This is a genomic window from Arthrobacter sp. D5-1 (assembly GCF_017357425.1).
Taxonomy (GTDB): domain Bacteria; phylum Actinomycetota; class Actinomycetes; order Actinomycetales; family Micrococcaceae; genus Arthrobacter.
Genome location: NZ_CP014571.1, coordinates 4,274,638 through 4,300,599, shown reverse-complemented (window position 1 = coordinate 4,300,599; position 25,962 = coordinate 4,274,638). Strand labels below are relative to the sequence as shown.

Genomic DNA, 25,962 nt, shown 5'->3' with positions numbered 1-25,962 from the left:
GCGCACAATTGCGACTCAGCTGGGTGCTGGTGCTGGTGCGGTTAGGTGAGCAGCAGCGCCACCGCGATCATGGCCGGCACGGCCACGATGGTGGTGATGAGGACGGTGTCCTTGGCTACGGTGATACCGGCCTGGTAGCGGTTGGCCGCGACAAATACATTCTGGGCCGTGGGCAATGCGGATGTCACCACCACAGCGAACAGCGCGTGCCCGTCCATCCCCAGGGCGAAGCGGGCGAACAGGTACGCGATCAACGGGTGCACAATCAGTTTGAAGCCACTGGCCAACAAGGTGTCCAGTCTCCGCCCGGCGTCCTTCTGCAGGGGTTTGGAGCCATTGAGGCTCATGCCGAACGCCATCAGCATGGCCGGAATCGCTGCTCCGCCGATCAGGTGGATGGGCTCCAGGATCAGCGTCGGCACTTGGAATCCGGTCCCGGCCACCAGCAGGCCGAGCGCCGAGCCCACGATCATGGGGTTCCTCACGATCATCAGCAGGAAGCGCAGGGGAGTGGTGCGATGCGAACTGGTACTGGCGTCCAGGGCCATCAAGTACATCGGAGTAAAGAACGCCAGTTGGAAGATCAACAACGGCGCCACGTAGCTCGCATCGCCCAGGACAAACACGGCGATGGGGATGCCCAGGTTGGCGGAGTTGGCCAGCGATGCGCTCATGGAGGACATCAGTGCTTCGGGCATGGCCCGCCTAAGCCAGAACTTTACGATCAGGAAGAACAACAAACCGGTGAGGACGGCACCCACGGCGGTGACCAGGAGCGGGGCGGCAAAGACGTCATGGAGCTTGGCCTTGCTCAAGGTTTCGAACAGCAGGGCAGGACTTGCCACGAAGAACGTCAGTGAACTCAGGACAGACCGGGCGTTTTCGCCCAGGATGTTGCGCCGTCCAACAAACATGCCCACCAGGATGATGGCCCACACTACGAAGAACCCCTGCAGTACGCCGATCACGAGGCTGCGCCGAAGGGGAATCGTTGGATCACGAACAACAGCCTAGCCAATGCCTCGCCGCGAGTAAGCGTTTTCTCGCGAGAGTTCCGTCATGCGGACACTGGAGCTGTTGAAGAACAGGCGACCTTCTGGCGCGTTGTTGTGGAACCTTAGCTGAGGTGCGCCGCGTTGCTCAGGGCGTGCGGCGGGCGCATCAGCCCGGGAGTGTGCCCCTCTGCGGGGTCGTTGCCGAGCTGCAGGATCGTGTTGTCCTTGCCCACGTGGACCACCCGGGGCTCGTAAGTCCTGGCTTCCTCCGTGGTCATTTCGGCGTAGGTGATCAGGATGACGGTGTCGCCCACATGGACCATGTGGGCCGCCGCGCCATTGATGCCGATTACGCCGGAACCGCGCTCGCCGGCAATCGTGTACGTCTCCAGCCTGGCGCCGTTGGTGACGTCCACAATGGAGACGAGTTCGCCGGGGAGGATGTCGGCCGCGTCCAGGAGGTCCAGGTCGACGGTGACCGAACCGACGTAGTGGAGGTCGGCGTGGGTCACCGTTGCGCGGTGGATCTTGGACTTGAACATTGTGCGGATCATAATGCGATCAGTTTAGCGCGGCACCCTCATCCGGCGCTGTGACGTACCAGACGTTCAGCCGGCTCGTAGCGTTCCAGGCTCGTGCCTGCCACCACCAGCTGCCGCAGCCCGGCCAGCCCGCCGGCCACCACTCGGGCCGCGCGCGCTTGGACCAGGACATTGCCCTGAGCGGTCGCCTCAACGGGTCCTGCAATCACGGGCTTTCCCGTGGCGTCCGCGGTCAGTTGGCACAGGAGCCGGTTTTGCGAACCCCCGCCCACAATGTGCACCACGCTGGTGCTACGGCCCGTAAGGCGCTCGGCGTCGGCCAGCGTTCGGGCGTACCCGGCGGCGAGGCTGTCCATGATGCACCGCACGACGGCGGCAGGTCGGTCCGGGAGCACCGCGCCGGTGTTGCGCACGGCTGCGCGGATACGGTCCGGCATGTTGTCCGGGGCAGTGAACGCAGGATCATCGGCATTGATCTGCGGACCACCGGCGGGAAGTGCGGCCGCCGAGTCCAGCAGCGCCGGGAGTGCCTGGGTGTAGCCTTCCGCTGCCCACGAACGCTGGCATTCACTGAGGAGCCACAGACCACCCACGTTGCGGAGGTACCGGATGGAGCCGTCCACGCCGCGTTCGTTGGTGAAGTTTGCTTGGCGGCTGGATTCTGTGAGGACGGGTTTGTCCAGTTCCACGCCTACGAGGGACCAAGTCCCCGAGGAGATGTAGGCAAAGTCTTCATGCTCAGCTGGTACCGCTGCCACGGCCGAGGCGGTGTCGTGCGAACCCACGGCAACAACTGTGGTGTCGGCTGGGAGCCCCGTCTGCTCAAGGATCCCGGGCAACAGCGTGCCCACGGTTTCCCCCGGCTGGATGAGCTCAGGGAAGATGTTCCGGGGCAGCCCCAAAGCGTCCAGGAACTCGGTGGCCCACTCGCCGCCCACGGCATCGAACAGGCCGGTGGTGGAAGCGTTGGTGGCTTCCGTCCGGCGCTCACCTGTCAGCAGGAAAGCGATCAGGTCCGGAATCAGCAGGGCCTGCACACCGTCAAGGTTCGTCTCCGCTGCGAGCTGGTACAGGGTGTTGAACTGCAGGAACTGCAGGCCCGTGGTGGCGTACAGCGTTTCAGGAGAAATTGTTGCGTGCACCCGCTGCACGGTGGCCCGGCTGCGCTCGTCCCGGTAGCTGAACGGCACCGAAGTGAGGTCGCCGGCGTCGTTCACCAAGCCGTAGTCCACCGCCCACGTGTCGATGCCGATGCTCACGATGCGCTCGCCGTTCCCACGCGCCACCGCAGCGGCAGCCGCCAAGCCCTTGAGTACCTCCGCGAACAGGGCGTCGAAATCCCAGTGGAGGCCGCCGTCGAGCTCTATGACGCCGTTGGGGAAGCGGTGGATCGTCTCGAGGGACACCCCGGCTTCAGGTGAGACGCGGCCCAGCATGACACGGCCGGAGGACGCTCCGATGTCGATGGCGGCGAACGCTGCGTTGGGGCCGGGCACCGCCCCGGCGCGTGCCGGGACGGTGCCTGCGGTGGTTCCGTTGTTCACTGTCAGTCCTAGCGGAGGAATGCTGCCGCGACGCCGGCGTCCACGGGGATGTGGAGGCCGGTGGTGTGCGAGAGTTCGTTGCTGGTCAGCACGGACGCCGCGTTGGCCACATGCTCCGGGAGGACTTCGCGCTTGAGGAGCGTGCGCTGGGCGTAGTACTTGCCCAGTTCCTGCTCGTCCACGCCGTACACGGCTGCGCGCTTGGCGCCCCATCCGCCGGCGAAGATGCCGGAGCCGCGGACCACGCCGTCGGGGTTGATGCCGTTGACGCGGACACCGTACTCGCCCAGTTCAGCGGCGAGGAGGCGGACCTGATGCGCCTGGTCCGCCTTGGTGGCGGAGTACGCGATGTTGTTCGGGCCGGCGAAGACCGAGTTCTTGGAGGAGATGTAGATGATGTCTCCGCCCAAACCCTGATCGATCATGACCTTGGCCGCGGCCTTGGAGACCAGGAACGAGCCCTTGGCCATGACGTTGTGCTGCAGGTCCCAGTCCTTTTCCGTGGTCTCCAACAACGGCTTGGAGATGGACAAGCCGGCATTGTTGACCACCAGGTCCAGGCCGCCGAACGCGAGCACGGCTTCCTGGATGGCAGCGGCGATCTGGGCTTCGTCGGTGACGTCAGCCTGGACGCCGATGGCGACGTCGGTACCGCCCAGTTCCTCGGCGACCTTTTGTGCGTTCTCAAGGTTCAGGTCGGCAATCACTACGCACGCGCCGTCGGACGCCAAACGCGTGGCGATCGCCTTGCCAATGCCCGACGCCGCACCGGTCACCAGTGCGATGCGGGTGGCGTGCGACTTGGGCTTCGGCATGCGGGCGAGCTTGGCTTCTTCAAGTGCCCAGTACTCGATCCGGAATTTCTCGGATTCCTCGATCGGGGCGTAGGTGGAGATGGCTTCGGCGCCGCGCATGACGTTGATGGCATTGAGGTAGAACTCGCCGGCCACGCGGGCGGTCTGCTTGTCCTTGCCGAAGGAGAACATGCCCACGCCCGGGACCAGCACGATGGCCGGGTCAGCGCCGCGCAATGCCGGGCTGTTCTCGTCGGCGTGGCGGTCGTAGTAGGCCTGGTAATCCTCGCGGTAGGCCGCGTGCAGTTCCTTCAAGCGGTTGACTGCCTGTTCCAGCGGGGCGTCGGCCGGCAGGTCCAGGACCAGCGGCTTGACCTTGGTGCGCAGGAAGTGGTCCGGGCAGGACGTACCCAAAGCGCCGAGGCGCGGGTGCTCTTCCGAAGCAAGGAATTCAAGGACGACGGCGTCATCGCTGAAGTGCCCCAGCTGCGGTTTGTCCGTGGAGGCCAGGCCGCGGATCACGGGAGCCAGAGCGGCTGCCTTGGCTTTACGCTCAGCCTCCGGGAGGGAGCTGTAGCCGGGGAGCGCGGCGCCGAAGGGCTCGGCCTTGCCGTTGTCCCTGATGTACGCCTCGGCCTGGTCAATGATCCAGAGCGAGTTCCTTTCGGCTTCTTCGCTGGTGGCGCCCCACGCCGTGATGCCGTGGCCACCCAGGATGGTGCCGATGGCCTGCGGGTTGGCTTCCTTGATCGCCGCGATGTCCAAGCCGAGCTGGAAACCGGGACGGCGCCAGGGAACCCAGACCACTTTGTCGCCGAACACCTTGGAGGTCAGCGCTTCGCCGTCCACCGCGGTAGCTATGGCGATGCCCGAGTCCGGGTGCAGGTGGTCAACGTGCGCAGCATCGACGAGGCCGTGCATGGCGGTATCGATGGATGGCGCAGCGCCGCCCTTGCCGTGCAGGCAGTAGTCGAACGCGGCCACCATCTCGTCTTCACGCTCGACGCCGGGGTAAACGGACTTGAGCGCCTGCAGCCGGTCCAGCCGGAGTACTGCGAGGTTCTCCGCCTTCAGGGTGCCGAGGTCGCCGCCGGAGCCCTTGACCCAAAGAAGCTCTACGTCCTGACCCGTCACCGGATCCTTCTCAGTGCCCTTGGCGGAGGTGTTGCCGCCGGCGAAGTTGGTGTTCCGCTTATCCGCACCGAGGCGGTTGGAGCGGGAGATCAGTTCTTCAACAGTTGCGTTGGTCTCTGGCATGGTCATGCTTATGCGCCCCATCCGGCTTGTTGGCCGCCTGCGCGGTCCTCGTTGATCTTCTTCTGGTATCCGCTGGCCTTGTAGGCGGCCATCGGGTCGGCGGGCAGGCCGCGGGACTCGCGCCACTCGGCCAAGGCCGGGCGGACATCCGTGTAGAAGGCATCGTTGAAGATGCCGTTGGCGGCCAGGACATCGCCGGCACGCTGGGCTTCGGAGAGCGCTGCGGTATCTACGAGCAACGCGCGGGCCGTCATTTCCTGGACGTTGAGCACCGAGCGGATCTGGCCCGGGATCTTCTCTTCAAGGTTGTGGCACTGGTCCAGCATCAGGGCGACACCGGAATCCTTGCCGAAACCGCCGCCACGGATGACCTCGTGCATGATGCGGAACAGCTGGAACGGATCAGCCGCGCCCACGATCAGGTCATCGTCGGCGTAGAAGCGGGAGTTGAAGTCGAACGAACCCAGCTTGCCCAGCCGCAGGAGCTGCATCACGATGAACTCGATGTTGGTGCCCGGGGCGTGGTGGCCGGTATCCAGGCAAACGAACGCTTTCTCACCCAGGGCGAGGGTCTGCGCGTACGAGGTACCCCAGTCCGGAACATCGGTGTGGTAAAAAGCGGGCTCGAAGAACTTGTACTCCAGAACCAGGCGCTGCTCGTCGCCGAGGCCTGCGTAGATCTCCTGGAGGGACTCCGCCAGTCGGTCCTGACGGCCACGGATATCGTCCTGGCCCGGGTAGTTGGTCCCGTCGGCCAGCCAGATCTTCAGATCCTGGGAACCGGTGGCGTGCATAATCTCAATGCATTCCAGGTGGTGATCGATGGCGCGGCGACGGACGGACTCGTTGGAGGAGGTCAGGGAGCCGAACTTGTACTCGTCATCCTGGAAAGTGTTGGAGTTGATGGTGCCCAGTCCAACGCCCAGCCCCGCAGCGTACTCACGCAGTGCTGCGTAGTCATCCACTTTGTCCCACGGAATGTGCAGGGCCACAGTGGGGGCCAGTCCGGTGAGCTCGTGGACCTTGGCGGCGTCGGCGATCTTTTCCTGGACGGTGCGTGGAGTACCCGGGGTGCCGAAGACCTTGAACCGGGTCCCGGAATTTCCGTAGGCCCAGGACGGCACTTCAATGGCCAGTTCTCCCAGACGGCCCAGGGCCGATTCTGTGGTGTTCATGCTTGTTCCTTTTGCTTGGCTGGGTCTTTGTCTATGTGTGTGGCACCGGGCGTATCTGTGACGATGCCCACGGCCGCAAGCTGGTCTTCGAGGTTGAAAACTTCTTCGACGATTTCAAAACCCTGGTCCGGCGGGACGTCGCTGTTCGCGAAGAGGGTTGCCATTTCCGCCTGCCAGCGGGCGTTGACCTTGGTGAGCGCCATGCGGGCCTGGGCTGCCTCGTAGTCTTCGCATTCCAAATAGCCGATGAGTTGGCCGTCCGGAGCGAGGAACAGTGAGTAGTTGTTCCACCCTGCTTCTTTCAGTGCGGACAGCATCTCCGGCCATACGGCGGCGTGGCGCTGCTTGTACTCGGTCATCAGTTCCGGCTGGACTGAAGAGCGGAAACAAACCCTCATGTGCGGTTCTCCAGGGTCACTCGTCTTTGAATCGTTTCATTTGTTACGATTCAAATTACCCTCGGAAACGGGAGGGTGTCAAGGCGTTTCCAGCACATTGACGTCAGCCAACGGAGATCGGAAAGCATGTCCCAGACAGCCAGCATCAAAGACGTTGCAACCCACGCCCAGGTAGCAGTGGGAACTGTTTCCAATGTGCTCAACTATCCGGATCGTGTGTCGCAACGAACCAAGGAACGTGTCCTCAAGTCCATCGCGGAACTGGGCTTTGTGCGCAATGACGCCGCCCGCCAGCTCCGCGCCGGGCAGAGCAGGACCATCGGCCTGATTGTGCTGGACGTGGGAAACCCCTTCTTCTCCTCGGTGGCCCGTGCCGCGGAAGATGCAGCTACGGCGCTTGGGAGTGTGGTGCTGGTGGGTGACAGCGGGCAGGACTCCTCCCGCGAAGCGCATTACATGGACCTTTTCCAGGAGCAGCGCGTCCAGGGCCTGCTCATCTCCCCCGTGGGTGATGTGCGGGAGCGCATCGACACCCTGCGCGAACGCGGCGTCCCCACTGTGTTGGTGGACGAACTTGCAGACACCGATCGTTGCAGCTCAGTGTCCGTGGATGACCAGGAAGGCGGGTATCTGGCCGCCAAGCACCTATTGGAGCTGGGCCGCCGTCGTCTGGCTTTTGTTGGCACGCCCTCCATCCGCCAGGTGGCGAGCCGGCTCAAGGGCGCACAGCGCGCCGTGGCCGAGGTGCCGGGGGCCAGCGTTGAGGTGCTGGATTCCGCCGGGCAGACCGTCCTTGCAGGCCGACAGGTGGGTAACGGCCTGGTGGAACGCGCCCCGGAGCTTCGGCCTGAGGCGGTTTTCTGCTCCAACGACCTTCTGGCGCTCGGCGTCATGCAGTCGCTGACCATGTTGCGCACGGTGAAAATTCCCGAGGACATCGCGCTCATTGGTTACGACGACATCGACTTCGCCATCTCCGCAGTGGTGCCGCTGTCTTCCATCCGGCAGCCCACCGAGGCGCTGGGCCGGACGGCGATCGAGTTGCTCGCCGAGGAGCAGGACAACGGCGGGACCAAGCACCGGGCAGTGGTGTTCACTCCGGAATTGGTGGTTCGCCAAAGCACGGCCGGTTCACCCAACTGAGTCGCATTTAAGCGCATTCTGACCGCTCAAAAAGCGCCTGACTGCGACTTAGTTGGGGTAGCTACAGGGCGTACATGCTCCAGGACGCCTTGTGGGACGCGCCAGGTTCCAGGCGGATCAGGTCCGTGCCGCTGTTGAAGGCATCCGGAGGACAGGTCATGGGTTCCACGGCAAGGCCGATCCGGCCCGGGATCGGTTCCGGCTTGTCAGCCGTGTGGATCTGCAGCCACGGGCAGCTTTCGTCCCACGACATTCCGACGCCGGTGCCCGCCGGGTCCCGCACGGAAAGCCGCGCCAGCCCGCCGTCGAACGTTATTCCGGTGAAGGCGTGGTCGATTTCGGTGCTGCCGATGGCGCGCGCTGAACGGAAGTCGAAAGCGTGGCCGTCAACTGGCAGGACGCCAATGGGCAGGAGCCTGTCCGGGGTGACTTCCAGGAAAGAGTCGGCTGAAAACTCGAGAAGCCACTCATCCAGCGGTGAGGAACCTGCCACCAGGTAAGGGTGCGGGCACACGCCGTAGGGAGCGGCGACGTCGGCGGCGTTCCGGGCTGTGACCGAGGTGTGAAGCCCGGCGTCGTCCAGCGTGTACCGCGCCTCAAGTTCCAGCACGAAGGGGTAGCCCGCCGTTGGCCCCACCGTGCACGTCAAGGTGAGCGAACCGGCGTCGGACTCTTTCAACGTCCAGTCGAGCGGGAAGGCGAGGCCGTGCAGCGCTGTTTCCCGCTCAGGTTCGTTGACCGGCAAGTGATGCTCGACGCCGTCGAAGCTGTACTTGCCGTCAGCAATCCTGTTGGGCCACGGCGCGGCAATGATGCCGCGGTAATCCGGGATGGGGCCGCCCTCAGGAAACGGGACCACGAGGTCCCGGCCTTCAAACTGCAGGATGCGCAGCGCGGCCGCGCGGGCGGTGACAACTGCCGTGTAACCGCCCGCGCTCAGCGTGAATTCAGTGCTCACAGGCCGCCGGCCAGCTTGTAGTATGCGGCGTTCCAATTGAGCTCTTTCTTGAACTGTTTGATGGTGGTGCTTTCGTCGATGGTGAGGAGTTCGGTCTTGGCGATTTCGGCGAAGTCCTCGAACACGTCCAGGCCCACCTGCGTGGACAATACCGTGTGGTGCGCCGCTCCGGCGGTGAGCCACGCGGCGGCAGACGTGGAGAAGTTGGGTTTCGGCTCCCACAGCGCACGGGCCACCGGCAGGTTGGGCAGCGGCTGGTCGAGGTCGACGACGTCCACCACGTTGGCCACCAGGCGGAACCGATCACGCATGTCGGAGAGCGCAACCACGATGCCGGGACCGGCGTCGGTGTCGAACACCATGCGGACGGGGTCTTCCTTGCCGCCGATTCCCAGCGGGTGGATCTCAACGCGCGGCTTTGAGGCGGTCAGCGAAGGGCAGACCTCCAGCATGTGGGCGCCCAGGATCTTCTCGCTGCCCGGTTCCAGGTGGTATGTGTAGTCCTCCATGAGCGACGCGCCTCCGGGCAGGTCGCCACCCATGACCTTGGCGGCGCGTACCAGGATGGCGGTCTTCCAGTCGCCCTCGGCGCCGAAGCCGTAACCGTCGGCCATGAGGCGCTGGACAGCCATGCCGGGGAGTTGGCGCAGTTCGCCCAGGTCTTCGAAGGACGTGGTGAACGCTGCAGAACCGTTGGCTTCCAGGAAGCTGCGGAGGCCCAGTTCGATCTTGGCGCTGTACCGCAGCGACTCGTGGCGGTCGCCGCCGGTCTTCAGCTCGTCAGCCACCTCATAAAGGCGCTCGTACTCGGCAACCAAGGCGTCGACGTCGGACTCTGCGGCGCCGTGGACAGCCTCGGCGAGCTCGTTCACGGACCAGGTGTTCACCGAGACGCCGAAGCGCAGCTCGGCTTCGGTCTTGTCGCCCTCGGTGACCGCGACGTTGCGCATGTTGTCGCCGAATCGGGTCAGCTTCAGCGTGCGGACGGCGGCCCAGCCGGCCGAAGCGCGCTGCCAGGCCCCCACTTGGCGGGCAACCTCAGGATTGGAAACATGCCCGACGACGGTCTTCCGCGGCACGCCGAGGCGTGACTGGATGTATCCGAATTCCCGGTCGCCATGGGCTGCCTGGTTCAGGTTCATGAAGTCGAAATCGATATCAGCCCAGGGAAGGTCCCTGTTGGCCTGCGTGTGCAGGTGCAGCAACGGCTTGCGGAGCGCGTCCAAGCCTTGGATCCACATCTTGGCCGGGCTGAACGTATGCATCCAGGCGGTCACACCGATCACGGAGTCGTTTGAGTTGGCTTCCAGGGCGGTGCGTCGTATGGAATCGGAATCGGTGAGGACCGGCTTCCAGACGAGCTTGACCGGGACGTCGCTGCTGGCGTTAAGGGCGTTGGCAATCTCCTGCGACTGCGCTGCCACCTGCTTGAGGACATCCTCGCCGTAGAGGTGCTGGCTGCCGGTGAGGAACCAGACCTCGTACTGACCCAGGGACGTGGTGTTGGCGGATGTGGTGTTGGCGCTGGGCATTGTAGTGGCTCCTGGATGCTCTTGGGTTTTCGAGGTGGCTTCTGGTTGACCGCGTCAGCGGCCGTAAACGTTCTGGTATCGGTCGTAGAGGGACTCGATCTTGGCCTGGTCGATGGGCAGTGGCTCACCGAGTTGGCGGGAGATATGGACTGTCCGGGCCACTTCCTCACACATCACCGCTGCCTTAACGGCCTCGCGGGCGGTCTTGCCGATGGTGAACGGCCCATGGTTCTGCATCAGGACCGCGGGGGAGTTGGAGTTCTTGAGGGTTTCCACGATGCCTTGGCCGATGGAGTCGTCTCCGATCAACGCGAACGGCCCCACGGGAATGGATCCGCCGAATTCGTCGCCCATCATGGTCAGTACGCAGGGGATTTCTTCGCCGCGCGCAGCCCAGGCCGTGGCGTAGGTGGAGTGTGTGTGGACAACGCCGCCTACCTCTGGCATGTGCCTGTAGACGTAGGCGTGGGCAGCGGTGTCGGAGGACGGCGAGAGGTCCGGGTTGCCCCAGTCCACGGTTCCGGCACTTCCGGTGTTCATGCCCCGGACCGGGGTGCCATGGAGGTCCGTGACCACCATAAGCTCTGGCGTGAGGTCATCGTAGGAAACGCCCGATGGCTTGATGACCATGAGGTCGTGCCCGGGGATCCGGCCCGAGACATTGCCGGCCGTCCAGACCACCAGTTCGTAGCGGGTCAGTTCTGCATGCAGCTCGCAGACCTCCCTGCGAACTCGCGCAATGGATTCCAGGAGGGTGCTCATGCGGAGGCTCCTTCCAAAGTGCTGGCCTGGGCCGCTGGGCCATTGTGTGAGGAGCCCTGGATCGCGGCGCGTTGGATGGCTTTGAGGCGGTGCATGACGTTGTTGGTGCCGCGGCCGAAGTAGTCGTGCAGGGTTTTGTATTCCTGGAAGAGGACCTCGTAGGCCGCCACGTTTTCAGGGATGGGTGTGTAGACCGCGCCGGGAGCTGCTGCCATGGAGGCTGCAGCTTCGCGGATGTCTTTGTATTTCCCGGCTGCGACAGCTGCGTGGATGGCCGAGCCCAGCGCGGGACCTTGCTCGGAACCGATGGTGGAGAGCTGCAGGCCAGTGATGTCGGCGTAGACCTGCATCAGGAATGTGTTCTTCAAAAGCCCTCCGGCCACGATGAATTCCTTGACCGGAACACCCGAATCGCGGAACGCGTCCACGATGGTGCGGGTGCCAAAAGCGGTGGCTTCCAGCAACGCCCTGTAGGTGTCCTCAGGCTTGGTAGCCAAGGTTTGGCCCACCACCACGCCGGAGAGCTCGTGGTCCACCAGCACTGAGCGGTTGCCCGAATGCCAGTCCAACGCGATCAGGCCGTGCTCGCCGATCGCCTGCTTCTCCGCGAGTTCGGTCAGGTATTCGTGGATGCCCAGGCCTTGGTCTGTGGCTGCCTGGTGGTACTCCGGCGGTACGCCGTTCTTGGTGAACCAACCGAAGATGTCGCCAACTCCGGACTGGCCTGCTTCGTAACCCCAGAGGCCGTCCACGATGCCGCCATCCACGACTCCGCACATGCCGGGGACTTCGCGCAACACGTCGCCGTTCATGACGTGGCACGTGGACGTTCCCATGATGGCTACGAGCTGTCCTGGTTCCACGGCGTTCGCGGCCGGGGCGCTGACGTGGGCGTCAACATTTCCCACGGCCACTGCGATTCCGGCCGGAAGCCCGGTCCAGGCAGCCGCTTCCTCGGTCAGATAACCTGCAGCATCGCCCAAACGGCCGATGGTGTGTTCCAGCTTTTCGGACACGAACCCCTTGAACCCGGGGTTCAATGCTGCCAGGAAGTCCTCGGACGGGTACTTTCCATCCTGGTAGATGCCCTTGTAGCCGGCGGTGCAGGCGTTGCGGACGTAGCTGCCGCAGAGCTGCCAGACGATCCAGTCCGCTGCCTCAACCCAGTGGTCCATGGCGCCGTAGACTTCGGGATCCTCTTCAAGGAGCTGCAGCCCCTTGGCAAACTCCCACTCCGAGGAGATCAGGCCGCCGTAGCGGGGAAGCCAGGACTCGCCGCGTTCTTCGGCGAGCTTGTTGATGCGGTCAGCCTGCGGCTGGGCTGCGTGGTGGCGCCACAGTTTCACGAAAGCGTGCGGCCGGTCAGCGAAGCGGTCCAGTTCGTTCAGCGGCGTGCCGTCCGCCGTCGTCGGAACCATGGTGCAGGCGGTGAAGTCGGTGGCGATGCCCACCACCTTGGCCGGGTTGATTCCGGCGTCGGCGACGGCGGCCGGAACAGCGTTGCGCAGGACGTCGCGGTAGTCGTTGGGGACCTGAAGCGCCCAGTCGGCGGGGAGTCGTTGGCTGCTGCCGGGGAGGGTTTCCGTCACGACGGCGTGCGGATATTCGAACACGCCGCCGCCAAGTTCTGCCCCGTCCGATACACGGACGACGACGGCGCGCCCGGACAAAGTGCCATAGTCCACGCCAATGACGAACTGCTCGTCCAGCGGGAGGAATTCAGAGGTATTCATGGGGTCTCCATCCGGCTGGCCAGGGCCTCATTGCCGGGGGTCGGGGTGGAAAAGTGAAGAAGGTCTGATGCAATTGTTAGCGCTCACAACTTTGATGTCAAGAGCTGTCCCGTGGTTGGGTTCAGTAGCGGGACTCGTTCGTTAGCCGGCGAGCGGCGCCGTGGTGGCGCGGATGACCAGACGCGGTGTCACGGTGGCGGCTGAAACGGTGTCGCCGTTCTCCAAGCGGTCCAGCAGCAGGCCGATGCACCTCTGGCCCAGTTCCTCAAAGTCCTGAGCCACTGTTGTCAGCGGCGGGATGAAGTAGGCGGACTCGGGTTGGTCATCGAAGCCCACAACGCTGATGTCGCCGGGTACCTGCACGCCGGTCTCGTTGAATGCCCGCAGGACACCGAGGGCCATCTGGTCGTTGGCCACGAACAGGGCCGTCAGGGAACGGTCGGCGGCGATTTTCAGGCCTTCGCGGTAACCGCACTCAGCGCTCCAGTCGCCTTCGATCAAGGATCCCGGTTCACGTCCGGCCTCATTCAGTGCCTCGTGCCAGCCGTCGATACGGGCAGCGGCGTCAATCCAGTCGGCCGGCCCGGAAAGATGGCCGATCCTCTGGTGGCCTAGCTCAAGGAGGTGCTCGACGGCGAGCTTGGCGCCCTGCCGCTGGTCGACGGTGGCGCCGCTCAAGTGTTCGTCGCCGACTGAGCCTACGGCCACCAAGGGCACTGGAACGGTGATGTCCCTCAGGACATCGAAGGTGCCGGGGTGGGGCACGGTCACCACAATGCCGTCAACGCCCTGATCCATGAAGTGGGCGACGGCGTCCTTGATGGTCTCGGGCGTCACTTCGCGCAGGGCTGCGACACTGACGAAATAGCCCGCATCCCGTGCCGCCTGCTGGACGCCGAGGAGCGTGTGGGATGGACCGTATTGGGCCATCTCGCTGCCGAGGACTCCAATGGTTTGGGAGCGTCGAGTCACCAGGCTGCGTGCCGCCGTGTTTCGGCGATAACCCAGCTCCGTGATGGCTTGCTCAACGCGCTCGCGGGTCTTGGCACTCACGTTGGGGTGGTTGTTCAGCACCCGGGAAACGGTCTGGTGGGAAACCCCCGCCACGCGGGCAACGTCCTCCATGACAGGCGGACGGGCTGGTGCAGATTGATCTGAGCTCACCCTGTCACGATAGAGCACCGACAGCCACGATTACCTCATGGCCGCAGTGGCAGCGTACTGGCGATACCTGGTCAGGAAGGGGGCCGTCCCGCCGATTTCCCGGGGTTTCACGTCCACGCCATCCAATGGCCATTCAGGGAGCTGGCCCGTGAGGACGCCTGCCGCTTGGCGGGCAGCGCCGTCGGCGACATACTCGCCGGGCCGGGGTACGAATACCGGCAGTCCAAAGGCCGAAGCAGCCACCTGTTGGACGGCCTCTGACTGGGCGCCTCCACCCACCAGGATGATGCGCTGAGCGGAGACGCCCTGTGCCTGCAGCGCAGCCAACCCGTCCGCCAGTGAACACAGCACACCCTCCACGGCGGCACGGGCCAGATTGGCCGGCGTGTAGTTGGAGACCGTGATGCCGTGGAGTGAGCCCGTTGCATCAGGCAGGTTGGGTGTCCGTTCACCTTCGAAGTACGGCACCAAAGTAAGCCCATCGGCGCCCTCGGGAGCGGAGAGGGCCAGGGTTCCCAGTTCCGCGAGAGACACCCCAAGGAGAGCAGCTGTGGCATCAAAGACCCGTGTTGCGTTGAGCGTGCAGGCGAGGAGAAGGAAGTTGCCCGTGGCGTCGGCGAAACCGGCAACCAGTCCACTGACGTCCTGCGCCGGAACGTCCGACACCGCGAACACGGTCCCGGAAGTTCCAATGGAGATGACAACGTCCCCGACGGCGGCGCTGACGCCCAGGCCTGCTGCTGCGTTGTCACCTGCTCCGGGTCCGATCAAAGCGCCGCCAGGCGTCTTGCCCGCAACGTCCAAAGGTCCGACCACTACAGGCAGGATGGGGACATGGCCGAGCGTGCTTTCGAGTACGTCGGGAAGATACTCCCCGTTGCTGGCCGAGAAGTAGCCCGTACCTGAAGCGTCGGACCGGTCGGTGCGCAGGAGTTCCAGCGATGCGGGTCCGTCTCCGGGACCGTGGCCGGCCAGCCGCCAGGACAGCCAATCGTGCGGCAGGCACACCGCGGCAGTGCGCCGGGCGTTCTCTGGTTCGTTCCGGGCCAGCCAGCGGAGCTTGGTGGCAGTCAACGATGCCACCGGCACGGTTCCGGTGCTGGATGCCCAGTATTCTGCACCGGCAGTGGCATCGCCATGACCGGCTTCAAGAATCATCTCTTTTGCCTCAGGTGCGGACCGGGTGTCGTTCCATAGGAGAGCTGGACGTACAACGTTTCCGGAATCGTCCAAGCACACCATCCCGTGCTGCTGGCCGCCCACGGAAACGGCGTCCACGTCGTCCAGTCCGCCTGCCTCCCTGATGGCTTCCTGGAGGGCTGTCCACCAATGATCGGGGTGGACTTCCGTGCCCTCAGGATGGGGCGCCCGGCCTTGGCGAACCAAGGCGCCGGTGGCAGAGTCCCTGATCACCACTTTGCACGACTGGGTGGAGCTGTCGATCCCGGCTACGAGAGGCATGCGTTTGTTCCTTCGGCGACCCGGCGCCGGGCCCCAAACCGAAGTTTGGCGGCCCGGCGACGGGACTGTGGTGGGTGGGGGTGATTTAGCGCGCGCCGAGCAAGTGCTCGATGGCCAGCTGGTTGAGGCGGACGAAGGCGAACGAGCGCTCGGCGGCGTGATCGGCGTCGAACGTTTCGAAAGCACTGGCGTCAGCCAGCAGGTCAGCGGTGGTTTCTCCGGCGTTCAAGGTGGGCTGGCCCAACTCGAAGACACCAGAGGTGGCGAGGGCTTCCTGGACTTCCGGATCTGCACGGAAAGCGAGGGCGCGTTCCTTCAGCAGGAGGTACATGGACATGTTGGACTTGGCTGATTCCCACACGCCGTCGTAACCGTCAGTGCGGGAAGGCTTGTAGTCGAAGTGGCGGGGGCCGTCGTACGTGGGTCCGCCGTTGGGGAAGCCGTTCTCCAGCAGGTCCACCGTGAAGAAAGCGCTGGTGAGGTCGCCGTGGCCGAAAACCAGATCTTGGTCGTACTTAATGCCGCGCTGGCCGTTCAGGTCGATGTGGAAGAGTTTGCCTGCCCACAGGGCCTGGGCGATGCCGTGGGTGAAGTTCAGCCCCGCCATCTGCTCATGGCCGGTCTCGGGGTTGAGGCCCACAATGTCGCCGTGTTCCAGCTGGGCAATGAATGCCAGGCCGTGTCCAACGGTGGGGAGGAAGATGTCGCCGCGAGGTTCGTTCGGCTTCGGTTCCAGCGCAATCCGGAGGTCGTAGCCCTTTTCCTTGATGTAGCCGGCGGCGGTGTCCACGCCTTCCTTCATGCGGTCCAGCGCTGCCGACAGGTCCTTGGAACCGTCATATTCGCTGCCTTCGCGGCCGCCCCACATCACGAACGTTTCGGCGCCAAGCTCGGCGGCGAGGTCGATGTTGCGCAGGATCTTGCTCAGGGCGAAGCGGCGGATCGAACGATCGTTCGAGGTGAAGCCGCCATCCTTGAAGACGGGGTGGCTGAACAGGTTGGTGGTGACCATCGGCGTCTTCAAGCCGGTCTCAGCCAAAGCGGCCTTGAAGTTCTTGAGGATGAGGTCGCGCTCGGAAGCGCTGGCATCAAAAGGAATCAGGTCATTGTCGTGGAAAGTGATGCCATATGCACCAAGTTCGCTGAGCTTGTGCACTGCTTCCACCGGGTCCAGGGCTGGGCGCGTGGCAACACCGAAGGGGTCGGCACCGGTCCAACCGACAGTCCAGAGGCCAAAGGTGAAGCGGTCCTGCGGGGTGGGCTGCGGGGTCATTTTGCTCCTTTGCAAAGCACTGGGGGAGGAGACGAAGAAAGGCGCTCCAATTAGTTTTCAATCTGAACTATATGGCGGATGATGGATCATGGTCAATGGAAGCCAGCAACAATTTTTCAGATCCGCAGGGAGTCCCACGCCAGTGAACGAGTCAGCAGCGCCCGGCCGCGTCGGCGATGTACGCCGTCGAAATCTTTCGCTGGTCCTGGACTCCATTGCGCGGACCGGCGATGCGAAGCCTAGCCGCGCGCAGCTCGCGGCCGGCACGGGGCTCACCAAGGCGGCGGTCTCCAGCCTGGTGGCGGATCTGGTGGAATCGGGACTTGTATCTGAAGTGGGCCTCTACCGCGATGGCGAGCGGGGAAGGCCCGGCCAAGGGCTGGAACTCAGCTCACGCCGTGGCGTGGTGGGGATGGAAATCAACGTTGACTACCTGGCCGTGGGGCTGGTGGACCTGCGTGGCAATCTCCGCTTCCACTCCACCGTTGAGTCACGGAACCGCGGGATGGCATCCCGGGAAGTCATGGAACGCCTGCGGGATCTGGTGTCCGAAGCAGTTGACACAGCGGCGGCCGAAAAGGTCGCCATCCTGGGTGGCGGACTGGCCGTCCCTGGCCTGGTGGATGAGCGGCGAAACATCGTTCTTTCCGCCCCGAATCTGCATTGGGAGAACGAGCACTTGGACCCGGGCTCGTTGCTCAAGGGCGCGCCGCTTGGCGTCCGGCTGTCCAATGAGGCCAACAGCGCCGCTCTTGGCGAGCTGTGGTACGGCAACGGCCCTGCCGACTTCCTCTATGTCTCCGGTGAAGTGGGTGTTGGTGGCGGTGTCATCATCGGCTCGGACCTGTACCTGGGGCCCGGAGGATCGGCGGGCGAACTCGGCCACATTGTGGTCCACCCGGAGGGGCCTGCGTGTTCCTGCGGTGGGGCGGGATGCCTTGAAACGTTCGCCGGCCAGGAGGCCATCTTCGAGGCGGCCACCATTCCCGAAGGCTCCCTGGCCGAACGCACGGAACAGCTTCTCGCCGCTTTGGCCGCCCAGGATCCGAACGCACTGAAGGCAGTTCACGACGCCGGGCGGTACTTGGGGGTCGCGCTCGCCTCCTCAGCCCGTTTGATGGATATTGACGCCATAGTCCTCGGTGGGCACTTTGCGTTGCTGGGGGAGTGGCTGAGGCCGGCGTTGCTGGCCAGTTTGGATCGCTACGCGCCTGGGCTGCTGGACCCGAAAAACCTGACCGTGTCCGGCCTTGAACATTCCGGCACGCTCCTGGGCGCTGCCGGCCAAGTGATCCGGTCTGTGATTGAGTCGCCGTTCGAGTTCCTTTTGGCGAGCAAGCTGGCGTAGTCATGTCCGGGTTTGCCGGCGGTAATTCGGCGTGGGTTCTTCCGCATGATTCATCAGCATGCTTACTATTGATGGGTCAGTTGTTCGCGAAAACCCAACCCCACGGACGAGTGCCCCATGACTACACAAGACTCAGCTCACACCAGCACAGCCAAGGCTCACACCGCGCCTTCCCCCGAAGACTCGCGCAAGCCTGACAGTCCCAATGACCTGGCCAAACCCACGTGGATGTACATCGCCAAGCGGACGCTCCGGGAGTTCAGCAAAGACCAGTGTCCGGACGCTGCTGCGGGCCTGACGTATTACGCAGTCCTCTCCCTGTTTCCAGCCCTTTTGGCGCTGGTTTCCCTGATCGGCATCTTCGGAGATGCCGGCAAGACGACGTCGTCATTGCTGGATATAGTCCAACAGTTCGCGCCGGGGCCCGGCGTTGACGCCATGCGCCAGCCGATCGAGGAACTGACGCAGTCCAACACGGCCGGGCTCGCGTTGGTTTTCGGTATTTTGGTGGCGCTCTGGTCCGCCTCGGGCTACACCACGGCGTTCAGCCGGGCCATGAACCGGGTCTATGAAGTGGACGAGGGCCGCGGCTTCATCAAGCTGCGGGGCACCATGCTCGCCGTTACCATCGTTGCGGTAGTTGGTGCGGCACTCGCAGCGGCCATGCTGGTCTTGAGCGGCCCCGTTGCAGAAGCCATAGGCGGAGCCATCGGTTTGTCGGAGACCTTCCTGACCGTCTGGAACATCGCCAAATGGCCGGTCCTCATTCTGGTAGTCATCGTCATTATTGCGGTGCTGTACTACTTCACTCCCAACGTCAAGCAGCCCAAGTTCCGGTGGATGAGCATGGGCTCCCTGATCGCCTTGGTGATCTTCGCCCTCGCGTCGCTGGGCTTCGGCTTCTACGTTGCCAACTTCAGCAACTACAACAAGACCTACGGCGCCTTGGCCGGCGTCATCATCATGCTGCTGTGGCTCTGGATCCTGAACATGTCCCTGTTGTTCGGTGCGGAGTTCGATGCCGAGATGGAACGCGGACGCCAGTTGCAGGGAGGCATTGAAGCTGAAGAAAGCATCCAGTTGCCGCCGCGCGATACCAAGAAGAGCGACAAGATGCAGGAGAAGGAAGACCAGGTCATCCGGGATGGCGAAGAAATCCGTGAAACCCACGGCGACGAACCGCAGAAGAAATAGCGCATTGGAGAATCAACGGTGAACGCTGACGGCAGGAACAAGAAGCTCAAAGCCATCCGGCATGGGGACAGCGTCCGGATCAGCGGTGAGGTTTTCCGGGTGGGCTCCGTGCAACCCCTCGAAGGATCGCGGAACATCAGCCTTGAACTGCAAGGGCCCGACGGCGGTTCGGTCACCTTCATCGGCCTGCCGGGGGCCAAGGTTCAGCTCGCTGCGCGGGCTTCCTGACCTGACAGCTCAGGCTTCCGCAGGGAAGCCTTGGTCGGCGTCGTCCCACCAGCCTTCCCAGGCGCTGGAGGTCAGGCGCTCGGTGGCGAAAACAGGGTAGTGCTCGGGGCTGGAATCACCGGTGGGGCCGCTGTGGGTGCCGCTGGCATCGAGGAAAAAGTTAAGGGTCTTCAAGAGCATCATGGTGGTGTCCTTTCAGTGGCTTGGTGGACGCCTTTGTCCAGGTAAAACCAGCGTAGGTGCCCATTGTTTCCTCCCATCGACGCAATGTTTCAGCTGTGTACCTTCTATCTCACCGGCTCCTTCCGCGACTCACAGCCGACACAAAACGGAGGGCGCGGTAGCAGCAAAAAGCGGGCCCCTGCCGTGACCGTGGCAGGAACCCGCTGGTTTTGGAGTGATCCTCCCGCGGAGCTTAGGGCATCCGCGGGAGGACCACGGTGTTACGCGAACGGGAGAACGAGCTCCGCGTAGCGCTGCTTCATGGTCTCCAGGACGGTGTCGCCGTCGGCGTCCCAGATCTCCTGGTTGAAGATTTCAACCTCGATATCGCCCGTGTACCCGGCGTCCCTGACCCAAGTGCCGATGGTGGCGAAGTCGATGACGCCGTCGCCCATCATGCCGCGGGACAGCAGCGCGTCGGCGGCGATCGGCAGGTTGAAGTCGCACACCTGGTAGGAGGCGATGCGGTTTTCGCGCCCGGCGCGGTCAATCTGCGCCTTCAGCTCGGGGTCCCACCACACGTGGAAAGTGTCGACGGCGACGCCAACAGCCTTTGCGTCGTACGGCGCGGCAAGATCGAGTGCCTGGCCAAGGGTGGAGATGAGTGCGCGGTCAGCGGCGTACATCGGGTGCAGTGGTTCCAGCACCAGGCGGACGCCGTTCTCGGAAGCGAAGGGCACAAGTTCCTCGAGTCGGTCGGCGACGCGCTGGCGGGCAGCCACCACGTCCTTCTCGCCGGGAGCGAGCCCGCCGACCACCAGGAAAAGTTCCTGGGTGTCCAGCGCAACGGCTTCACGGACAGCCTCGAAGTTGTCGGCCAGGGCAGCAGCCTGTCCCTCAGCGTCGGCTGCGGTCAGGAATCCACCGCGGCAGAGCGAGGAAACCCGGAGGCCCGCGTCCTTGATGAGCTTGGCTGCCTTGTCCAGTCCGGCCTCGGCCACGCGGTCACGCCACGGTCCGATTGCGGGGATGCCGGCTCGGGCACAACCATCCACGGCCTCGGACAAGGTCCATTTCTTGGTGGTGGCGCTGTTCAGTGACAGCCGGGAAAAGTCGCTCATGCTCCCACCCCGTTGATCCGCAGGAAGTCAGACATCCGGAACGCGGCCAGCGATGGGTCCTTCAGCAAGCCGGCCTGATCTGCCAGTTCAAAGGTCTTGGCCAGGTGCAGGACCGAGCGGCCCGAGTGCAGGCCGCCCACCATCTGGAAACCGGGCTGCTTACCGTTGAGCCAGGACATGAAGGCAATGCCGGTCTTGTAATAGAACGTGGGTGCGCTGAAGATGTGCTTTCCCAGCTCACGGGTGGAGTCCAGGATGGCGCGCCCTTCAGCACCTTGGCCGGCGTCGTACTTCTGCAACGCGGCCGAAGCGGCCGGGTAGATGGCAGCGAAGATGCCCAACAGGGCGTCCGAGTGGTGCGTCTCGTCGCCGTCGATCAGTTCCGGGTAGTTGAAGTCGTCACCGGTGTAGAGGCGGACGCCTTCCGGAAGGTCGGCGCGGAGGGCGACCTCATGGGAAGCATCCAGCAGCGAGACCTTGACGCCGTCAACCTTGTCCGAGTGCTCGCGGATGAGGCTGAGGAAAGTTTCGGTGGCGACAGAGACGTCGTCGGAACCCCAGTATCCTGCCAGCGCGGGGTCGAACATGGTGCCCAGCCAGTGCAGGATGACCGGCTGGTCAACTTCCTGAAGGAGCGTCGAGTAGACGTGCAGGTAGTCGTCGGCCCCGTTGGCAACCTTGGCCAGCGCCCGGGAGGCCATGAGGATGACCTTGGGTCCGGCTTCACTGACGACGGCGATCTGCTCGCGGTAGGCGTCGATGACAGCCTGGATACCTGCAGCCCCCGCAGGGAGTGCAGCGATGTCCAGCTGGTCGGTGCCGGCGCCGCAGGAAACAAGGTCGCGGACCGACTTGCCCGTAATGGCGGCGTTGCCCGCGGCCACCACGGAGGCGGCTTCCGCGCCCGTGCGCTTGATGAGCTGCTGGGTGGCTGCCCAGTCAAGGCCCATTCCGCGCTGCGCGGTGTCCATGGCGTCGGCAACGCCCAGGCCGTAGGACCACAGCTCGTGCCGGTACGCCAGGGTGGCGTCCCAGTCGAGCTGGGCGGGGGCGCCGGGGGTGTTGTCGGCTGCAACCTCGGGGATGACGTGTGCTGCGGCGTAGGCGCGGCGGGCCGTCAGCGGAGCGGTCGGCTTGACCCAGGAGGTGGCGGGCTGAAGGCGGTACTCGCGGGTGCCGCCGTCGTCGGTGGGAAGAATCAGTGACGTCATTAGAGGGTGATCTCCGGGATGTCGATGGTGCGGCGCTCTGCCGAGGACTGGAGGCCGAGTTCGGCAAGCTGCACGCCCCGGGCTGCGGAGAGCAGGCCGAAGCGGTGCTCACGGCCTGCGACGACGTCGCGCAGGAATTCTTCCCACTGCAGCTTGAAGCCGTTGTCCAGTTCAGCGTTGGCGGGGACTTCCTGCCACTGGCTGCGGAAGGATTCGGTGACGGGCAGGTCCGGGTTCCAGACGGGCTTGGGGGTGTGGGCGCGCTGCTGCGCAACGCACTTGTTCAGACCGGCGACGGCGGAACCGTGCGTGCCGTCGACCTGGAACTCCACCAGTTCGTCCCGGTAGACACGGACGGCCCAGGAGGAGTTGATCTGGCCGATGACGTCGTCGCCGCCCGGGGTTTCGAGCTCGAAGATGCCGTAGGAGGCGTCGTCTGCGGTGGCCTTGTATTCCTTGCCGGCCTCGTCCCAGCGTGCGGGGATGTGCGTGGCGGTCTTGGCGTTGACGCTCTTGACCTTGCCGATGATGCCTTCAAGGACGTAGTTCCAGTGGCAGAACATGTCCGTGGTCATTCCACCGCCGTCTTCCTTGCGGTAGTTCCACGACGGACGCTGGGCAGCCTGGACGTCGCCTTCGAAGACCCAGTAGCCGAATTCGCCGCGGATGGAGAGGATGCGGCCGAAGAAGCCTTCGTCCACAAGACGGCGGAGCTTCACCAGGCCGGGGAGGTACAGCTTGTCGTGCACCACGCCCGCGGTGACGCCGGCGTCCTTGCCGATCTGTGCCAGTTCGATGGCCTCTTCCAAGGTCTCGGCCGTCGGCTTCTCTGTGAAGATGTGCTTGCCGGCGCGCATGGCCTTTTTCAGGGTGGCGGCGCGGAGGCTGGTCATGGAAGCGTCAAAGATGATGTCAACGGTGGGATCGGCGATGACGGCGTCCAAGTCGGTGGTCCATTCAGAGACCTTGTGGAGTTCGGCGAGTTCGCGGATCTTCGCTTCGTTGCGGCCAACGAGGATCGGCTCCACCTGAACCTTGGTGCCGTCTTCCAGGGTGAAACCGCCGGCGTCGCGGATGGGGAGGATGGACCGCAGCAGGTGCTGGCGGTAGCCCATACGGCCGGTGATGCCGTTCATGGCGATGCGGATCGTCTTTGTTTCGTAGCCCATGTTTTCTCCAGTGCCTTGTGTGCCGGTCGCGGTGCGGAAGCCGGTGCTTGCAGTTCGTATGGGAAAGCGCATTCCCGTTGTCATCGATCATGCACCATGACTCGCCGGATTGGCAAGCGCTTTCCCATAACTCGCGGAAGACTGACATAATTTCCCTAGCGCCAGTCCCGACGCTTGCAGACAAGGAGGGCCCCGTGGCCGCCAGCACACTGAGTGAAGTTGCCCGTTTGGCCGGGGTTTCCCTGGCCACCGCATCCAGGGTCCTCAACGGCTCGTCCCGTAAGCCCGCCGAGGACATTGCCGAACGCGTCCGCGAGGCCGCCGACAAGCTCGGCTACGTGCCCAACGCGCAGGCGCAGGCGTTGGCCAAGTCGAGTTCGGGCCTGATCGGACTGGTTGTCCATGACATCGCCGATCCCTATTTCTCTGCGATCGCCCGCGGAGTCCAGGAAGCTGCCCGCCAGCAGAACCGCATGGTGCTCCTGGCCACCACCTCCGGGGCTCCTTCGGATGAAAAGGAAGCCGTCGCAGCCTTCGCTGCGCGTCGCGCCGACTCGATTGTCATTGCCGGTTCGCGTTCCGTGCGGGCTGAGGACAAGCAAGGAAATGCCGAGCTGGCCGCCGAGCTGGACCGTTATTGCCGCAATGGCGGTCATGTGGGAGTTGTCGGCCATCCGGTGGTGGGCGCGTCCACGAGCGAGGGCTACCACGTGGTGAAAGTCCCCAACGAGGAACTGGCTGCCGGCCTCGCTGCGGAATTGGCCGCCACTCATGATGGTGCTTTCCTGATCATTGCCGGACCCGAGGGTCTCTACACATCGGACGACCGTGTCCGCGGTTTCCAGCGCGGGCTCGCGGACGCTGGGAGGCCCGCCGCCGAGGTGGTCCGCACTGGATTCAACCGGGCCGGCGGGTATGAAGCCGGTCAGGCGCTTGCCGAACGGATCAAGTCCTCCGCGGAACGCCTCTGCATCTTTGCCGTCAATGACGTCATGGCCATCGGCGTTACCGCCGCCCTTCGGCCGGAGGGCGTGTGGATTCCCCGCGACGCCACCATCGCCGGTTTCGACGACATTGAAACCCTGCGCGACTTCCGGCCCGCACTGTCCACCGTGCACCTGCCGCTCGAAGATATTGGCCGGCTCGCTGCGGGAGATCCGGATACTCCTCCCGTCAGTGGCGCGGTCAAGCTCCGCCGCAGCACCGAAACTCCGGTGGAATCACAGGTATGACGACGGCGGGGCCACCAGCGCAGGCGCCCCGGGCGCTGACGGTGATTCCCGCCGTCGAGCGTTCCACTGGTGCCGTGCGTTCCGCCCAAGCCGCGCCGGCCATCCTGGTGCTTCCCGGCGGGGGATACGCCAAGCAGGCAGACCACGAGGCCGAGCCCGTGGGTGAATGGCTGGCTTCATTGGGAATCCACGCATTCGTGCTGCGGTATCGGGTGGCGCCGGAACAGCACCCGGCCCCGTTGGTGGATGCCAAGCAGGCGATGCTGTGGATCCGCAACGGCGATCACGGACTGCAAGTGGATGCGTCGAGGGTTGGCGTCCTGGGATTTTCAGCCGGCGGACATCTCGCGTCCACGTTGTCCGTGGAGGTAGCCACCGGTGATCCTTCGCTGGATACCGTGGAGGCTGTGCCGGACCTCAGCATTCTCTGCTATCCGGTCATTTCGTTCGTGAATTCGGTCCATCAGGGGTCTGTGGACAACCTCGCTGGAGCGGGTGCCGCCCCTGGGGTCCTGCGGGAGCTCTCAACGGATCTTCACGTCACGCCGAGAACGCCGCCCGCTTTCCTCTGGCATACGGCCGACGACCAATCCGTCACCATCAGCCACAGCCTTGCTTATGCCGGCGCGCTCAGCCGGGCCGGTGTCCCGGTGGAACTGCACCTCTTCCCGCACGGCGTCCACGGTATTGGCCTGGCTTCGGGAACGGCCGGGGCTGATCAGTGGCCGGCGCTCTGCGCATCATGGCTCGGCCGGTGGGGCTGGGCTGCGTAACCGCGTTACGTAGTTGGCCTCAGTCCTCGCCCAAGGTGATGGTGTGGAGGAACGAGGCATCGTTGATGACGTTGTCCGGAAGGTCGTCCTCGACGAACTCCAGCATGATGTCCAGGTCCTTGCCGTTTCCGCGCAGGACGTCAGAGACGGTCTGCCACAGCAACTTCCGGTTCCGCAGCGGGAAGCGTTCGGCAACCGGCCCCCAGGAGAAGCAGTGCACCCCCACCACGTGGGGGAGGACTTCGTGAAGGGACTCCAGCGCCTGCTGGTCTGAAAGTCCGACGGCGGGCTGCCAGTAAGTGCCGACGTTGGCATGGTTCACGCGGTTCAGTAACTCCAAGGTGGTGGCGGGGGAGTCGGTGAGGGTGTTGCCGTGATACTCAAACGCGATGGCGACACCCCGGGCGGCCGCGAGATCCGCAATCCGCTGAGTGTCCTTCACCACCGCGTCCCGGTGTTCCTGGCCGGCGCCGGCCGAACCCTGTTCGCCGGCCCACACCCGGATTCGCGGGGCGCCCAGTGCCGTAGCGAGGTCCAGGACCCGATCGAAATCCCCGAAGGCGCCGCAGCGGTAGTACGAGCCGAGCGAGAGAACCGTGAGTCCCGCTGCTTCAGTTGCTCCCTTTGCGTGCGCCGCGGACTCCGCATCGCTGACGTGCACATCAGTGCCCCACTCGATGCCGGCCAGGCCCGCATTCGATGAAATGCGGACCACCTCGTCAATCCCGTGGGAGCGGAGAGTCACGGAACAGATGCCAGGCGTGAGGTCAGCCAGAGTGGTGAGGTCGATCAT

General features: G+C 64.2%; 24 protein-coding genes. 6 read left to right on the top strand and 18 right to left on the bottom strand.

The window, feature by feature from the left end:
• Window positions 1-41: 41 nt before the first annotated feature.
• From AYX22_RS19845 to AYX22_RS19820, 6 genes are all read right to left on the bottom strand, one after another.
• Complete coding sequence (locus tag AYX22_RS19845; protein WP_207595210.1) at window positions 42-968, bottom strand: AEC family transporter; 927 nt, start codon at window positions 966-968, stop codon at window positions 42-44.
• A 149-nt stretch (window positions 969-1,117) separates the two neighbouring features.
• On the bottom strand, window positions 1,118-1,549 hold the full coding sequence (gene panD, locus AYX22_RS19840) for an aspartate 1-decarboxylase (protein WP_207595209.1): 432 nt from the start codon (window positions 1,547-1,549) through the stop codon (window positions 1,118-1,120).
• Window positions 1,550-1,575: 26 nt separating this feature from the next.
• Window positions 1,576-3,081 carry a rhamnulokinase family protein gene (locus AYX22_RS19835; protein WP_207595208.1) on the bottom strand — a complete coding sequence of 502 codons (1,506 nt, stop codon included), beginning with the start codon at window positions 3,079-3,081 and terminating at the stop codon, window positions 1,576-1,578.
• Between the two features lie 8 nt (window positions 3,082-3,089).
• Entirely contained in the window at window positions 3,090-5,132 is a 2,043-nt protein-coding gene (locus tag AYX22_RS19830; RefSeq protein WP_242703649.1) for a bifunctional aldolase/short-chain dehydrogenase, read from the bottom strand.
• A gap of 8 nt (window positions 5,133-5,140) precedes the next feature.
• Window positions 5,141-6,307 carry an L-rhamnose isomerase gene (gene rhaI, locus AYX22_RS19825; protein ID WP_207595206.1) on the bottom strand — a complete coding sequence of 389 codons (1,167 nt, stop codon included), beginning with the start codon at window positions 6,305-6,307 and terminating at the stop codon, window positions 5,141-5,143.
• A complete protein-coding gene (locus tag AYX22_RS19820) occupies window positions 6,304-6,705 on the bottom strand; it encodes an L-rhamnose mutarotase (RefSeq protein WP_207595205.1) in 402 nt (133 codons plus the stop codon). The genes rhaI and AYX22_RS19820 overlap by 4 nt, the downstream gene beginning before the upstream one ends.
• A gap of 126 nt (window positions 6,706-6,831) precedes the next feature.
• Here AYX22_RS19820 and AYX22_RS19815 point away from each other — a divergent pair, with 126 nt between their 5' ends.
• Window positions 6,832-7,848 carry a LacI family DNA-binding transcriptional regulator gene (locus tag AYX22_RS19815; protein ID WP_207595204.1) on the top strand — a complete coding sequence of 339 codons (1,017 nt, stop codon included), beginning with the start codon at window positions 6,832-6,834 and terminating at the stop codon, window positions 7,846-7,848.
• A gap of 61 nt (window positions 7,849-7,909) precedes the next feature.
• Here the strand turns inward: AYX22_RS19815 and AYX22_RS19810 are convergent, their stop codons facing one another.
• The 7 genes from AYX22_RS19810 to xylA all read right to left on the bottom strand — a co-directional run bounded on the left by AYX22_RS19810 (window position 7,910) and on the right by xylA (window position 16,731).
• Entirely contained in the window at window positions 7,910-8,806 is an 897-nt protein-coding gene (locus AYX22_RS19810) for an aldose 1-epimerase family protein (protein ID WP_207595203.1), read from the bottom strand.
• The gene (gene araA / locus AYX22_RS19805; protein WP_207595202.1) at window positions 8,803-10,338 is read right to left on the bottom strand and encodes an L-arabinose isomerase; all 1,536 of its coding nucleotides are present in this window, start codon (window positions 10,336-10,338) and stop codon (window positions 8,803-8,805) included. Before araA ends, AYX22_RS19810 begins: the two co-directional genes overlap by 4 nt.
• Window positions 10,339-10,392: 54 nt before the next feature.
• Window positions 10,393-11,100: an L-ribulose-5-phosphate 4-epimerase gene (locus AYX22_RS19800; protein WP_207595201.1), complete on the bottom strand. Its 708-nt coding sequence runs from the start codon at window positions 11,098-11,100 to the stop codon at window positions 10,393-10,395.
• Window positions 11,097-12,833, bottom strand: a complete 1,737-nt coding sequence (gene araB, locus AYX22_RS19795; protein ID WP_207595200.1) for a ribulokinase — start codon at window positions 12,831-12,833, stop codon at window positions 11,097-11,099. The genes AYX22_RS19800 and araB overlap by 4 nt, the downstream gene beginning before the upstream one ends.
• A 141-nt stretch (window positions 12,834-12,974) precedes the next feature.
• Window positions 12,975-13,958, bottom strand: a complete 984-nt coding sequence (locus tag AYX22_RS19790) for a LacI family DNA-binding transcriptional regulator (protein ID WP_207597662.1) — start codon at window positions 13,956-13,958, stop codon at window positions 12,975-12,977.
• A 69-nt stretch (window positions 13,959-14,027) separates the two neighbouring features.
• Window positions 14,028-15,458: a xylulokinase gene (xylB, locus tag AYX22_RS19785; protein ID WP_207595199.1), complete on the bottom strand. Its 1,431-nt coding sequence runs from the start codon at window positions 15,456-15,458 to the stop codon at window positions 14,028-14,030.
• Between the two features lie 85 nt (window positions 15,459-15,543).
• Window positions 15,544-16,731 (bottom strand): xylose isomerase, encoded by a 1,188-nt coding sequence (gene xylA, locus AYX22_RS19780; RefSeq protein ID WP_207595198.1) that lies wholly within the window; start codon window positions 16,729-16,731, stop codon window positions 15,544-15,546.
• A gap of 142 nt (window positions 16,732-16,873) precedes the next feature.
• On the opposite strand from xylA, the gene AYX22_RS19775 reads away from it, so the two are divergent.
• The 3 genes from AYX22_RS19775 (at window position 16,874) to AYX22_RS19765 (ending at window position 19,501) form a co-directional block, all read left to right on the top strand.
• Window positions 16,874-18,079, top strand: a complete 1,206-nt coding sequence (locus AYX22_RS19775; protein WP_242703420.1) for an ROK family transcriptional regulator — start codon at window positions 16,874-16,876, stop codon at window positions 18,077-18,079.
• Between the two features lie 117 nt (window positions 18,080-18,196).
• Entirely contained in the window at window positions 18,197-19,273 is a 1,077-nt protein-coding gene (locus AYX22_RS19770; RefSeq protein WP_207595197.1) for a YihY/virulence factor BrkB family protein, read from the top strand.
• 18 nt (window positions 19,274-19,291) lie between these two features.
• Entirely contained in the window at window positions 19,292-19,501 is a 210-nt protein-coding gene (locus AYX22_RS19765) for a hypothetical protein (RefSeq protein ID WP_089596442.1), read from the top strand.
• Between the two features lie 9 nt (window positions 19,502-19,510).
• On the opposite strand, the gene AYX22_RS19760 is transcribed toward AYX22_RS19765, so the two are convergent.
• The 4 genes from AYX22_RS19760 to AYX22_RS19745 form a co-directional block, all read right to left on the bottom strand.
• Complete coding sequence (locus AYX22_RS19760; RefSeq protein WP_207595196.1) at window positions 19,511-19,684, bottom strand: hypothetical protein; 174 nt, start codon at window positions 19,682-19,684, stop codon at window positions 19,511-19,513.
• 260 nt (window positions 19,685-19,944) lie between these two features.
• Window positions 19,945-20,784: a sugar phosphate isomerase/epimerase family protein gene (locus tag AYX22_RS19755; RefSeq protein ID WP_207595195.1), complete on the bottom strand. Its 840-nt coding sequence runs from the start codon at window positions 20,782-20,784 to the stop codon at window positions 19,945-19,947.
• Entirely contained in the window at window positions 20,781-21,995 is a 1,215-nt protein-coding gene (locus tag AYX22_RS19750; RefSeq protein ID WP_207595194.1) for a dihydrodipicolinate synthase family protein, read from the bottom strand. Before AYX22_RS19750 ends, AYX22_RS19755 begins: the two co-directional genes overlap by 4 nt.
• Window positions 21,995-23,164 carry a Gfo/Idh/MocA family oxidoreductase gene (locus AYX22_RS19745; protein ID WP_207595193.1) on the bottom strand — a complete coding sequence of 390 codons (1,170 nt, stop codon included), beginning with the start codon at window positions 23,162-23,164 and terminating at the stop codon, window positions 21,995-21,997. Before AYX22_RS19745 ends, AYX22_RS19750 begins: the two co-directional genes overlap by 1 nt.
• A 194-nt stretch (window positions 23,165-23,358) precedes the next feature.
• Between AYX22_RS19745 and AYX22_RS19740 the strand changes: the two genes are divergently transcribed.
• Both AYX22_RS19740 and AYX22_RS19735 read left to right on the top strand, forming a co-directional pair.
• Window positions 23,359-24,396, top strand: coding sequence for a LacI family DNA-binding transcriptional regulator (locus AYX22_RS19740; RefSeq protein ID WP_207595192.1), 1,038 nt, complete (start codon window positions 23,359-23,361; stop codon window positions 24,394-24,396).
• Complete coding sequence (locus AYX22_RS19735; RefSeq protein ID WP_207595191.1) at window positions 24,393-25,169, top strand: alpha/beta hydrolase; 777 nt, start codon at window positions 24,393-24,395, stop codon at window positions 25,167-25,169. Before AYX22_RS19740 ends, AYX22_RS19735 begins: the two co-directional genes overlap by 4 nt.
• A 19-nt stretch (window positions 25,170-25,188) precedes the next feature.
• Here the strand turns inward: AYX22_RS19735 and AYX22_RS19730 are convergent, their stop codons facing one another.
• Window positions 25,189-25,962: a sugar phosphate isomerase/epimerase gene (locus tag AYX22_RS19730; RefSeq protein WP_207595190.1), complete on the bottom strand. Its 774-nt coding sequence runs from the start codon at window positions 25,960-25,962 to the stop codon at window positions 25,189-25,191.

What these genes read in the sequence shown, in the direction of transcription:
- panD (WP_207595209.1), bottom strand. Translation starts at nt 1,549, where the DNA reads ATGATCCGCACAATGTTCAAGTCCAAGATCCACCGCGCAACGGTGACC.
- AYX22_RS19830 (WP_242703649.1), bottom strand. Translation starts at nt 5,132, where the DNA reads ATGCCAGAGACCAACGCAACTGTTGAAGAACTGATCTCCCGCTCCAAC.
- rhaI (WP_207595206.1), bottom strand. Translation starts at nt 6,307, where the DNA reads ATGAACACCACAGAATCGGCCCTGGGCCGTCTGGGAGAACTGGCCATT.
- AYX22_RS19820 (WP_207595205.1), bottom strand. Translation starts at nt 6,705, where the DNA reads ATGAGGGTTTGTTTCCGCTCTTCAGTCCAGCCGGAACTGATGACCGAG.
- AYX22_RS19815 (WP_207595204.1), top strand. Translation starts at nt 6,832, where the DNA reads ATGTCCCAGACAGCCAGCATCAAAGACGTTGCAACCCACGCCCAGGTA.
- araA (WP_207595202.1), bottom strand. Translation starts at nt 10,338, where the DNA reads ATGCCCAGCGCCAACACCACATCCGCCAACACCACGTCCCTGGGTCAG.
- AYX22_RS19800 (WP_207595201.1), bottom strand. Translation starts at nt 11,100, where the DNA reads ATGAGCACCCTCCTGGAATCCATTGCGCGAGTTCGCAGGGAGGTCTGC.
- araB (WP_207595200.1), bottom strand. Translation starts at nt 12,833, where the DNA reads ATGAATACCTCTGAATTCCTCCCGCTGGACGAGCAGTTCGTCATTGGC.
- AYX22_RS19790 (WP_207597662.1), bottom strand. Translation starts at nt 13,958, where the DNA reads ATGGAGGACGTTGCCCGCGTGGCGGGGGTTTCCCACCAGACCGTTTCC.
- xylB (WP_207595199.1), bottom strand. Translation starts at nt 15,458, where the DNA reads ATGCCTCTCGTAGCCGGGATCGACAGCTCCACCCAGTCGTGCAAAGTG.
- xylA (WP_207595198.1), bottom strand. Translation starts at nt 16,731, where the DNA reads ATGACCCCGCAGCCCACCCCGCAGGACCGCTTCACCTTTGGCCTCTGG.
- AYX22_RS19770 (WP_207595197.1), top strand. Translation starts at nt 18,197, where the DNA reads ATGACTACACAAGACTCAGCTCACACCAGCACAGCCAAGGCTCACACC.
- AYX22_RS19760 (WP_207595196.1), bottom strand. Translation starts at nt 19,684, where the DNA reads ATGATGCTCTTGAAGACCCTTAACTTTTTCCTCGATGCCAGCGGCACC.
- AYX22_RS19755 (WP_207595195.1), bottom strand. Translation starts at nt 20,784, where the DNA reads ATGAGCGACTTTTCCCGGCTGTCACTGAACAGCGCCACCACCAAGAAA.
- AYX22_RS19750 (WP_207595194.1), bottom strand. Translation starts at nt 21,995, where the DNA reads ATGACGTCACTGATTCTTCCCACCGACGACGGCGGCACCCGCGAGTAC.
- AYX22_RS19745 (WP_207595193.1), bottom strand. Translation starts at nt 23,164, where the DNA reads ATGGGCTACGAAACAAAGACGATCCGCATCGCCATGAACGGCATCACC.
- AYX22_RS19735 (WP_207595191.1), top strand. Translation starts at nt 24,393, where the DNA reads ATGACGACGGCGGGGCCACCAGCGCAGGCGCCCCGGGCGCTGACGGTG.
- AYX22_RS19730 (WP_207595190.1), bottom strand. Translation starts at nt 25,962, where the DNA reads ATGATCGACCTCACCACTCTGGCTGACCTCACGCCTGGCATCTGTTCC.